The following is an 11,037-nucleotide window of genomic DNA, read 5'->3' on the forward strand; positions in this document are numbered from 1 at the left end:
TCGACATGACCACGAACCTCACACCCAGGGAGCACGCCGTCCTGCGCGCGGTGGCCGAGGGCCGCTGCACCCTCGACCAGGGGAACCTGATGGTGGACGGGCTGTCGTGCTGCGACCAGTTCCTCGGCCGCAGGCTGGTCGTGTCCGGGCTGATCGCGGGCACCTCGGGACCCGTGGTGCTGACCGAGACCGGCCGCGCGCTGCTCGGCGCCCCGCCCCAGGCCGCGTGAGCCACTCGCCTGCGGGCGGGCGCCCCGGCGGCGCTCGTTCGCGGGGAACCAGCGCCCCCGCCCGACCGGTCGCGCGCGGCGCCTGCCCCACCGGCAAGACCGGCCCCCGCCCCGATCGGGGCAGTGGACCGTGCGTCCGGGTGACGCGCCACATCTGGTGACGTTCCGTGCCCGTTCTGTCGTGCGGACCGCACCGGGCGCTCCTAGCCTCGGTGCATGGCTGATCTGGCGGCACGACGACACCCGGTGGTAGGACTGGCGGCGTTCGGCGCGGCGGTGGCGCTGGTCGCCGTGGCGGGATCGCTGGCCTCGATGTCGGCGGCATCCGAGTACCAGGCCCTGGAGACCCCGTCGTGGGCCCCGCCGCCGTGGCTGTTCGGCCCGGTGTGGACCGTGCTCTACGCGATGATCGCGGTGTCCGGGTGGCTGTTCTGGAAGCGCGAGGGCGTGCGCTGGGAACTGGGCCTGTTCGCGGCGCAGCTCGTGCTGAACGGCCTGTGGACCCCGCTGTTCTTCGCCGCCGACCTGTACGCGGTCGCGCTGGCGGACATCGTGCTGCTGCTCGCGTCGATCGTCGCGCTGATCGTGGTGTTCCTGCGGCGCGGCCACCGGGCGTCCGGGCTGCTGCTCGTGCCGTACCTGCTGTGGGTCGGGTTCGCGACGGCGCTCAACGCGGCGATCGTGGCGCTGAACTGACCCCGGTCGAAGTTCACCCGAGGGTGTCGCGGTCCTCCGGTCGAACGAGGACCGGAGCTGACCGCATCACCTCATAGGTTCCCCCCAGACCACGAAAGAGGGGGAAACATGACCACCGCAGCACCCACCACCGGCCCCGCGACCAGCACCGCCGAGGTCGCCGACCTGGTCGAGGCGCTCCAAACCCACCGGGGGTTCCTGCGGCACACGCTGGGCGGCGTGACGTGGGAGCAGCTGACCGCGCGGAGCACGGTGAGCGAGCTGACCCTGGGCGGCATCGTCAAGCACCTCACGGCCATGGAGGCCGAGTGGATGCGCTTCGCCAAGGGCGAGCCGCACGTGATGGACTTCCCCTCGGACCCGGCCGGGCTGGCCGCCGTGGAGGAGGCGTTCCGCGAGGAGTTCCGGATCGCGGAGGACCAGACCGCCGAGGAGCTGCTGGCCGAGTACGCGCGGGTCGCGGCGGAGACCGACGCGGCGATCCCCGGACTGGACCTGGACCGGGCGCGGGAACTGCCGGTCGCGCCGTGGTTCGAGCCGGGCGCGACCAGGACGGTGCGGCGGGTGCTGGTGCACCTGATCGCCGAGACCGCGCAGCACGCAGGGCACGCGGACATCATCCGCGAGTCGATCGACGGCCAGAAGACGATGGGCTGAGCGGGCCCCTCCCCGGCCGGTCGGGGGTCCAGGTCCGGCTGACGACGTGAGGACGGCGGGCGGTTCCGGGTGCACCGGGGCCGCCCGCCGTTCTGCCGTTCCGCCCGGCTCCCGGCCGCGCGCCCCCGCCTCGGGTCACCCCTCCAGCAGGCCGGGCGCGTGGTCCGGCGGCTCAAGGCCGAGGTGCTGCCAGGCCAGCGCCGTCGCCACCCGACCGCGCGGGGTGCGGGCCAGCATCCCGGCGCGCACCAGGTACGGCTCGCAGACCTCCTCCACGGTCGTCGGCTCCTCGCCGACCGCCACCGCCAGCGTCGACACGCCCACCGGGCCGCCGCCGAACGAGCGCACCAGCGCGCCCAGCACCGCCCGGTCCAGCCGGTCCAGGCCCAGCTCGTCCACGTCGTACACCGCGAGCGCCGCCCGCGCCACGTCCAGGGTCACCGCGCCGTCCGCCCTGACCTCGGCGAAGTCCCGCACCCGGCGCAGCAGCCGGTTCGCGATGCGGGGCGTGCCGCGCGAGCGCCCGGCGATCTCGGCCGCGCCCTCCTCGCGCAGGTCAACGCCCAGGATCACCGCCGACCGTCGCACGATCAGGTCGAGTTCCTCCGGCGTGTAGAACTCCATGTGACCGGTGAACCCGAACCGGTCACGCAGCGGACCGGTCAGCGCGCCCGACCGGGTGGTCGCCCCGACCAGCGTGAACGGGGCGATGTCGAGCGGGATGCTGGTCGCGCCGGGGCCCTTGCCGACCACGACGTCGACCCGGAAGTCCTCCATCGCCAGGTACAGCATCTCCTCGGCGGGGCGGGCCATGCGGTGGATCTCGTCGATGAACAGCACGTCGCCCTCGACCAGGTTCGACAGCATCGCCGCCAGGTCGCCCGCCCGCTCCAGCGCGGGCCCCGAGGTGATCCGCAGCGACGCGCCCAGCTCCGCCGCGATGATCATCGCGAGGCTGGTCTTGCCGAGGCCGGGCGGACCGGACAGCAGCACGTGGTCCGGCGGCGCGCCCCGGCGCATCGCGCCGTGCAGCACCAGCTCCAGCTGCTCGCGCACCTTCGGCTGGCCGACGAACTCGCGCAGGTCCTTCGGGCGCAGCGTGGTCTCCAGGTCGCGCTCGCCCAGCTCGCGCGCCGGGTTCAGCGCCTCCTCGCCGTCGAACCCGCCACCGTCGAACCCGCTGTCGGCGAAGTCGCCGAACTCGGTGAAGTCGGAGCCGCCGAACCCGGTCACTTCTTGCGCCCCAACCCGGACAAGGCCTTGCGCAGCACGACCGACGTGCCCAGCGAGGAGTCCTCGGCGAGCACGCCGTCGACCGCCGTCTCGGCCTGCTTGGCCGGGAACCCGAGCCCGAGCAGCGCCTCCACGACCTGGTCGCGCACCCGGCCGGTCGCCACGACGCCCTCGGCGCCGGGGGCGGTGGCGAGCTGGCCGACCTTGTCCCGCAGCTCGATGACCAGCCGCTCCGCGCCCTTGCGGCCGATGCCGGGCACCTGGGTGAGCACGCTGATGCTGCCCTCGGCGAGCGCGGCCCGCAGCTTCTCCGGCTCCAGCACGGCCAACGTCGCCAGCGCGAGCCGTGGCCCGATGCCGGACACGGTCTGGAGCAGGCCGAACAGCTGGCGCGAGTCGGCGTCGGCGAACCCGAACAGCGTCAACGAGTCCTCGCGGACCACCAGCGACGTCGACAGCGCCGCCTCCTCACCGCGCCGGAGCGAGGCGAGCGTGGCGGGAGTCGCCTGCACGGCGAACCCCACCCCGCCCACCTCGACCACGGCGTGGTCGAGACCGATGGACAGCACCTGTCCGCGCAGCGACGAGATCACGAGGACTTCCCTCCGGGTTCAGCGGCGGCCGACGGGAGGTCGGCGGAAAGAGCGGGTGGAGCGGCCGACGGGAGGTCGGCCGGTGGAGCGGGTGGAACGTCCGACGGGTGGTCGGCTGGTGGAGCGGGTGGAACGTCCGACGGGAGGTCGGCGGGGAGGGCGGCCGGTGGCAGGTCGGCGAGTGGGGCGGCTGGCGGCAGGTCGGCGGGTCGGGTGACCGGTGGTAGGGCGGCCGGTGGCAGGTCGGCGGGTGCGGCGGCCGACTCGGCGTCGGCGGGCTGGGGCGCCGGAACGGGGGGAGGCGCGGCTACCGGTGGCGCGGCGGCCCGCTCGGCGGCGGGGGCGGTGCGCGCGGCCCGCGCTCGACCTGCGGCCGAGGCCGGGGGAGTGGTCTGACCTGCGGTGGAGGGGGCGGCGAGGGGGGTGGTCGGGCCGGGTTCGGTCTTGCGGGTGGCGGCGGGGCGGTCTGCGGCGGCGGCGCGGGGGAGGCCGCCGGGCGTGGTGCGCTGGGCGGCCCCGGTGCGCGCGGTCGTCCGCGCGCCCGCCGTCCCTGCGGTCGCTGCCCGTGCAGCCGTGGCGCGCTTGTCAGTAATAAGGGGGTCACCCGCACGGGTGGCCGCGTTGTCGGGCCGGTCCGCCGTGCTGGCAGCCCGACCCGCCGCGCCTGCGGCCCGCGTCGCCGCGCCCGCTGCCTGAGCCGCGCCGCCCGCCCGCGTCCCCGCGCCACCGGCCGCCCCGGCCAGCCGCGCCCGGTGGGTCCTGGCGATCTCCGCCGCCCGAGCCTGGGCCTGCTCCAGCCGCGACTTCATCGGCGCCCGCCACAGGTGGCAGATCGCCAGCGCCAGCGCGTCGGCCGCGTCGGCGGGCCTCGGCGCGACCTTCAGCCCGAGCACCTTCGTCACCATCGCCGTGACCTGCGCCTTGTCCGCCCGCCCCGACCCGGTCACCGCCGCCTTCACCTCGCTCGGCGTGTGGAACTCCACCGGCAGGCCGCGCCTGGCCGCCGCCAGCGCCACGATCCCGCCCGCCTGCGCCGTCCCCATCGCCGTGCGCACGTTGTGCTGGCTGAACACCCGCTCGATCGCCACCACGTCCGGCGCGTACCGGTCCAGCCACACCTCGACCGCGTCCGCCAGTTGCAGCAACCGCCGCGACAGGTCCTCGTCCGCCGGGGTGCGCACCACGTCCACCGCCACCGGCCGGACCGTGCGCCCGGTCCCGCCGTCGACCACCCCGAACCCGCAGCGGGTCAGACCGGGGTCGACCCCGAACACGCGCACGCCCGCTCACGCCCCTCGCTCGGCCGGTGGTCACCCGGTTGGCGAACACCAGTTCGACAGACCTTAGTGTTCGCGTTGCCGACAGCCGCGCACAACACGGAACCGGGGACCATGTGCGATGTCGCCGACAGTCCGGCGCATTCCAGGTGGAAGCGCGCTCTGCGTGATCGAAAACGACCCCCCGATCGACAGAGCGTCACGGGATGATTACAGTGGCTGAGGTCCACAAGGCGAGCCAGTCGCGGCAGGCGGGTGCCATGTCCCTGAAGCGGTTCGGCGTCGTGGCCGCCCTCGTCGGGGTGGTCCTGTCCGTGCTCGTCGCCCTCGTGGTGTCCGAGGCGCTCGGCCGCGAGGTCTCCGTCGCGCTGGACAAGTTCTCCCAGCTCGTGTGGGCCACCGCCGCCCTCGTGTGCTTCTGGGGCGAGGCCGCCCGCCGCACCGGCCCGGCCCGCCGCTGGCGGATCTGGATGACCGGCGCGCTCGGCTGCCTGGTGCTCGGCCTGTGCGCCTGGACCTGGGGCCAGGTCGTCCTCGGCGCCTCCCTGCCCACCTCCGCGCTCGCCCAGGCCGGGTTCACCCTGGTCCCGGTCCTCGCGCTCGGCGCGGTGCTGGTGCTCGGCGGCGGACCGGCCGAGGTCGGGGCCGCGCGCGGCAGGCTCGTGCTCGTGCTCGACGGGCTGATAGTCGTCGGCTCGCTGTTCGTCCTGACCTGGGTCGCCGCGCTGGAGTCGATGCTGCGCAAGTGGGCCGCGACCGGCCTGTCCTTCCTGCCCGTGGTCGCCCACCCGGCCGCCTACCTGGTGCTGTTCGTGGTGCTGCTCGTCCTCTCCTGGACGCACCGCCCGGTCCGCCAGCTCCCCATGCTCTTCCTGGGCCTCGCCGCGCTGGCCCAGTCGTCCTCCGGCTGGGTGTTCGCCTACCTGGTCAGCACCGGGACCACCGAGATCCCCACCGCCGCCGACATCGGCTTCATGATCTGCCCGGCCCTGCTCCTGCTGGCCGCGCTCGCCCCCGCCGGCGTGCGGCGCGGCCGGGCCGACGAGGGCCTGCTGCGCGCGGGCGAGCTGCTGCACCTGCTGGTCCCGTACCTGCCGATGACCGCCACCGGCCTGTTCGTCGTGGTCGGCACCGCCACCGGCACCCCGCTCAAACCGCTGGAGATCTACGTCGGCCTCGGCGTCGTGGCCCTGGTCGTGGTACGCCAGCTGCTCACCCTCATCGACAACGTCCGCCTGGTCGAGCAGCTGCGCGACAGCCGCGAGCGGCTGCGCCACCAGGCCTACCACGACCCGCTGACCGGCCTGCCCAACCGCGCCCTGTTCCGCGAGCGCCTGAGCGCCGCGCTGGTCGCGGACGGCCCGATCGCGCTGCTGTTCATCGACGTGGACGGGTTCAAGGAGGTCAACGACAGCTACGGGCACGCCGAGGGCGACGCCGTGCTGCGCATCGTGGCCCAGCGGCTCCAGCGCTGCGTGCGCGAGTGCGACACCGTGGCGCGGCTGGGCGGCGACGAGTTCGGCGTGCTCATCGAGGGCGACGCGCCGCCGGACGAGGTGGGCAGGCGGGTGCTGCGGGTGCTGGTCGCGCCGCACCGCACCGCACTGGGCGAGCACCGCATCCGGGCCAGCGTCGGCATCGCGCGCCGCGCGCACGGCCAGCCGGTCGCCCCCGACGACCTGCTCGGCGACGCGGACGCGGCCATGTACGCGGCCAAGCGCCTGGGCAAGGGCATCGTCGTGGGCGCGGGCGGCGGCCAGATCGGCGGCCCGGTGGGCGCCATCGGCTGACCGGGCCCTGCCGCGCGGTCCCCGGCCGGGGCCCGCCCCCTGTCAAGGCCCGCGCCCGCCCGACTGCGGCAAACCGCTCGAACCTCCCGCGCCGCCGCCGGTTCCCCGAACCCCGCGCGCGCCCCGCGACCGTCCCGCCGCAGCTCAACCCGGCTACGCCCCGTGCTCGCCGATCGTTCGCCGCACCCCCGGACGGACCCGCCCCGACCACCTCCACCGCCCCTTGCCCACCCCTGCGCCGGTGGCGCTGCGTGATCGGCAACCACGACCTGGCACAATCGGCGACGGCGTCTGGAGAACCGGACGTTCCGGGCACCCACGCCCAGCCGCGTCCGCCGATCGGAGAATGATGGACCTCTCTTCCTTGATGTTCCCCCTGCTCCTCATCCTGTTCGCGGTGCCGCTGTTCCTCAGCGCCCGCAAGCAGAAGAAGGCCGCGGCCGAGCAGCAGGAGCTGCTGGCCGCCCTCGAGCCGGGTGACCGGGTCATGACGACGTCCGGCCTGTTCGCCACCGTCGCGGACGCCAGCGACGAGGCCACCATCGACCTGGAGGTCGCGGACGGCGTGGTCACCACCTGGCTGCGCCAGGCGGTCCGCGAGAAGGTCGACACCAACATCGACACCACCGACGTCGACGAGGACGCCGACGAGGTCTCCGCGCGGGACTCCGACGCCGTCGTGGACGCCACCCCGGCCTCCTCCGCGATCGTCGCCCCGCCGCTCGACGCCAAGCAGGACAGCAAGAACTGACACCGGCCGCCACGGCCGTCCGGGCGACACCGGCCAGGTTGGCAACTGTGAACGACGCCGACTCCAGGCAGTGACGCGCGGCTCACATGACGCGGGGTACGCTGCGCCCTCGCTGAACTTTGTCAACTACCAGGAGACGGACGGACCGTGGCACCTCCGGCCGGGCAAATCCGCCCCGCGAAGTACTTGGGCGCGTTTGTCCTCATCGTGGCCGTGCTGTACGCCTTGGTGTTTTTCACCGGCAACGGCTCGGCGATCCCCAAGCTCGGCATCGACCTGCAGGGCGGCACCCGCGTCACGCTGACCGCGCGAGCGCCCGACGGCAAGACGCCGACGGACGAGGCGCTCAACCAGGCCAGGACGCTGATCGAGACCCGCGTCAACGGCCTCGGCGTCTCCGGGGCCGAGGTGGTCAGGGACGGCAGCAACCTGGTCATCACGGTCCCCGGCTCCGACAGCGAGGGCGCGAAGAGCCTCGGCCAGACGGCGAAGCTGAACTTCCGCAAGGTCATCGGGGCCCCGCTGGCGAACCAGCCCGCGCCCAGCACCGAGACCCCGCCGTCGACCAGCGGCTCCCCGGCGCCCACCAGCGGCAGCCAGGCGCCCGAGTCCGGCGCGAGCACCCCGCCGTCCGAGGGCGCCTCCGCGCCGTCGACCACCGGCCAGGGCCGTCCGGCGCCCGCCTTCCAGCAGCAGCCCTCCAGCGACGCGGCCCAGCCCTCGCAGAGCGGCCAGCCGCAGCAGTCCGGCGCGCCGGAGTCCGGGGCCCCGCAGTCCGACGCCCCGAACCCGGCGACCGACCCCTCGCAGGTCGACTGCCAGGCCGTGTTCCTCGGCAACTACTCCGAGGACACCACCAAGGCGATCACCGAGGCGCGCACCTGCCGCCAGGACCCCGCGCTCACCACGCTGGACGCCGCGACCGTGCAGCAGGCGCTCGCCGCCTTCACCTGCCCGACCACCGACCCGCTGCTGGGCAACGACGACCCGGCCCAGCCGCTGCTGACCTGCGACCAGGACCGCGTCACCAAGTACGTCCTCGGCCCGGTCACCCCGCCCGCCGACGGCAGCGTCCCGGACAGCGACTTCTCCATGTACTCCCGGCTCACCGGTGAGGACATCGACAACGCGGTCTCCGGCACCGACCCGCAGGGCGCGGGCTTCGTGGTCAGCCTGACCTTCAAGGGCTCCGGCGGCGACAAGTGGGGCAAGTTCACCTCCGCCAACGTGAACCAGCAGGTCGCGGTGGTCCTGGACAGCCAGGTGGTGTCCGCCCCGAACATCAACGAGCCCATCCTCGGCGGCTCGACCCAGATCAGCGGCCAGTTCGGCCAGCGCGAGGCCGACAACCTGGCCAACGTGCTCAAGTACGGCTCGCTGCCGCTGTCGTTCGAGGCCTCCGAGGCCGAGACCGTGTCGGCGACCCTGGGCCTGGCCTCGCTGGAGGCCGGTCTGATCGCGGGCGCCGTGGGCCTGTTCCTGGTGTTCCTGTACTGCGTCTTCTACTACCGCCTGCTCGGCCTGCTGACGATCCTGTCGCTGGTCCTGTCCGGCGTCATCGTCTACGCGGTCATGGTGCTCCTCGGGCGCGTCGTCGGCTTCACCCTCGACCTCGCGGGCATCGCCGGCCTGATCATCGCGATCGGCATCACCGCCGACTCGTTCGTGGTGTTCTTCGAACGCCTCAAGGACGAGATGCGCGAGGGCCGCTCCTTCCGCTCGGCCGTCCCGCGCGCCTGGGTCCGCTCGCGCCGCACGATCCTGTCCGCCGACGCGGTCAGCTTCCTGTGCGCGATGATCCTGTACGTCATCGCGGTCGGCCAGGTGAAGGGCTTCGCGTTCACCCTCGGCGTGTCCACGGTGCTCGACCTGATCGTGGTCTTCCTGGTGACGCACCCGCTGGTCGCGATCATCTCGAAGTCCAAGACGAAGTTCCTGAACAACCCCAAGGTCATCGGGCTCGGCGACGTCGCGCACGCGGCGCACCTCAAGGCACCCAAGAGCACCGGCACCGCCGTGAAGGAGGCCTGACGTGTCGAGCACTCCGCGCAAGGCGAGCGTGTTCCAGCGCCTCTACGTCGGCAACGGCGCGTTCGACATCGTCGGCAAGCGCACGCGGTGGTACGGGATCTTCGGCGCCATCCTGGTCGCCTCGGTCCTGCTGGTGGTCTTCAAGGGCTTCAACCTGGGCATCGACTTCACCGGTGGCACGCGCATCCAGATGCCCGCGCAGACCGGCGAGGGCACGTCCATCTCGCAGGAAGCCGTCCAGGACAGCTTCAAGAAGTCGGTCGGCGAGGACGCCACCTCGGTGCAGACCGTGGGCACCGGCGACGCCGCGACGTTCCAGATCCGCTCCGAGACGCTGACCACCCAGCAGATCGACGGCCTGAAGAACACGCTGAACGACGACCTGAAGCCCGAGGGCGGCCTGTCCTCGGTCAGCGACAGCGCCGTCTCCGCCTCCTGGGGCGGTGAGATCACCACCAAGGCGCTCCTCGCGCTGCTGATCTTCTTCATCGCGGTGATGCTGTTCCTGGCGCTGTACTTCGAGCTGGCGATGGCGGTCGGCGCGCTCGTCGCCGTGGTGCACGACGTGGTCATCACCGCGGGCGTGTACTCGCTGGTCGGCTTCGAGGTCTCGCCCGCGACCATCATCGGTCTGCTGACGATCCTCGGCTTCTCGCTGTACGACACGGTGGTCGTCTTCGACAAGGTCAGGGAGAACACCCGAGGCATCCTCGGCCTGACCCGCCGCACCTACGGCGAGGCCACCAACCTGGCGGTCAACCAGACCCTGATGCGCTCGATCAACACCTCGCTGATCGCGCTGCTGCCGGTCATGGGCCTGCTGGTCGTCGGCGTCTGGCTGCTCGGCGTCGGCACCCTGAAGGACCTCGCGCTCGTGCAGCTGGCCGGTATGGCCATCGGCGCGCTGTCGTCCATCTTCATCGCGCCCGCGATCGCGGTCGACCTGAAGATGCGCGACCCGCGCTACAAGGCCCAGGCCGCTCGGGTGAAGGCCCGCCGGGACAACGTGGCCCGCAAGAACGCCGCGGGCGCGGTCGCCGAGGACGAGGTCGAGTCGACCGACGAGGACAGCCTGGAGGCCGAGCTCCGCAAGGAGAAGGCCTTCACCGCCGCCGCGGGCGTGCCCGCGCGGCACGCCAAGGCCGCCGACGCGCGGCGCACCAACCGACCGACGGGCAAGAAGCAGCGTTGAAGCTAGAGCACGCGCTCGGACTCATGCGTGAGGTCCCGGACTTCCCCCAGCCGGGGGTCCTGTTCCGGGACCTCACGCCCGTCCTGGCCGATCCAGAGGCGCTCCGCGCCATGACCGACGCCCTGAACGGCACGGTCGAACCCGGCACCACCGTCGTCGCGGCCATCGAGTCCAGGGGCTTCCTGCTCGGGTCCGCGCTCGGCTACGGCCACGGCTACGGCGTGGTGGCCCTGCGCAAGCCGGGCAAGCTGCCCGCCGTGTCGCACCGGGTCAGCTACGAGCTGGAGTACGGCACCGCCACCCTGGAGCTGCCCGCCGGGCTGATCCAGCCCGGCCAGCGGGTCGTCGTCGTGGACGACGTCCTCGCGACCGGGGGAACCGCAGCCGCCGCCTGCCAGCTCGTGGAGCACGCGGGTGGCGTCGTCACCGGCGTCTCCGTGGTCCTCGAACTGGTCGGACTGGGTGGTCGGGACCGCCTTTCGGGTTACCCCGTGCGCACCCTGCTCACGCTGTGAGCACGCGATCACGGGTCGCGCTCACCTGACCGGTCGCACCCGTTCACGGTTGCTGCTCGTCGTGTGAACACC

At 73.2% G+C, this 11,037-nt stretch carries 10 protein-coding genes and 1 pseudogene; 8 read left to right on the forward strand and 3 right to left on the reverse strand.

The features are described 5' to 3' along the window. The first annotated feature begins 5 nt into the window (after nt 1-5). The 3 genes from LV78_RS18370 (at nt 6) to LV78_RS18380 (ending at nt 1,583) form a co-directional block, all read left to right on the forward strand. On the forward strand, nt 6-230 hold the full coding sequence (locus LV78_RS18370) for a hypothetical protein (protein WP_253846484.1): 225 nt from the start codon (nt 6-8) through the stop codon (nt 228-230). A gap of 216 nt (nt 231-446) precedes the next feature. After that, on the forward strand, nt 447-926 hold the full coding sequence (locus LV78_RS18375; protein ID WP_253846485.1) for a TspO/MBR family protein: 480 nt from the start codon (nt 447-449) through the stop codon (nt 924-926). Between the two features lie 108 nt (nt 927-1,034). Next, complete coding sequence (locus tag LV78_RS18380; protein ID WP_253846486.1) at nt 1,035-1,583, forward strand: DinB family protein; 549 nt, start codon at nt 1,035-1,037, stop codon at nt 1,581-1,583. 135 nt (nt 1,584-1,718) lie between these two features. Here LV78_RS18380 and ruvB read toward each other — a convergent pair whose 3' ends face one another. From ruvB to ruvC, 3 genes and pseudogenes are all read right to left on the reverse strand, one after another. After that, the gene (ruvB, locus tag LV78_RS18385) at nt 1,719-2,726 is read right to left on the reverse strand and encodes a Holliday junction branch migration DNA helicase RuvB (protein WP_253846651.1); all 1,008 of its coding nucleotides are present in this window, start codon (nt 2,724-2,726) and stop codon (nt 1,719-1,721) included. Between the two features lie 86 nt (nt 2,727-2,812). Further along, nucleotides 2,813-3,409, reverse strand: coding sequence for a Holliday junction branch migration protein RuvA (gene ruvA / locus LV78_RS18390; RefSeq protein ID WP_253846487.1), 597 nt, complete (start codon nt 3,407-3,409; stop codon nt 2,813-2,815). A gap of 698 nt (nt 3,410-4,107) precedes the next feature. Beyond that, nucleotides 4,108-4,689, reverse strand: a pseudogene (gene ruvC / locus LV78_RS18395) (crossover junction endodeoxyribonuclease RuvC); the annotation flags it as partial. Nucleotides 4,690-4,892: 203 nt separating this feature from the next. On the opposite strand from ruvC, the gene LV78_RS18400 reads away from it, so the two are divergent. The 5 genes from LV78_RS18400 to LV78_RS18420 all read left to right on the forward strand — a co-directional run bounded on the left by LV78_RS18400 (nt 4,893) and on the right by LV78_RS18420 (nt 10,965). Then, nucleotides 4,893-6,476, forward strand: coding sequence for a diguanylate cyclase domain-containing protein (locus LV78_RS18400; protein ID WP_253846488.1), 1,584 nt, complete (start codon nt 4,893-4,895; stop codon nt 6,474-6,476). Between the two features lie 349 nt (nt 6,477-6,825). Beyond that, entirely contained in the window at nt 6,826-7,227 is a 402-nt protein-coding gene (gene yajC / locus LV78_RS18405) for a preprotein translocase subunit YajC (protein ID WP_253846489.1), read from the forward strand. Nucleotides 7,228-7,374: 147 nt separating this feature from the next. Then, complete coding sequence (secD, locus tag LV78_RS18410) at nt 7,375-9,258, forward strand: protein translocase subunit SecD (protein WP_253846490.1); 1,884 nt, start codon at nt 7,375-7,377, stop codon at nt 9,256-9,258. Between the two features lies 1 nt (nt 9,259). After that, the gene (gene secF, locus LV78_RS18415) at nt 9,260-10,450 is read left to right on the forward strand and encodes a protein translocase subunit SecF (protein WP_253846491.1); all 1,191 of its coding nucleotides are present in this window, start codon (nt 9,260-9,262) and stop codon (nt 10,448-10,450) included. Beyond that, nucleotides 10,447-10,965 (forward strand): adenine phosphoribosyltransferase, encoded by a 519-nt coding sequence (locus tag LV78_RS18420; RefSeq protein WP_253846492.1) that lies wholly within the window; start codon nt 10,447-10,449, stop codon nt 10,963-10,965. Before secF ends, LV78_RS18420 begins: the two co-directional genes overlap by 4 nt. Nucleotides 10,966-11,037 lie beyond the last annotated feature (72 nt).

Origin of the sequence: Actinosynnema pretiosum (assembly GCF_024171695.1) — a bacterium.
GTDB classification, from domain to species: domain Bacteria; phylum Actinomycetota; class Actinomycetes; order Mycobacteriales; family Pseudonocardiaceae; genus Actinosynnema; species Actinosynnema pretiosum.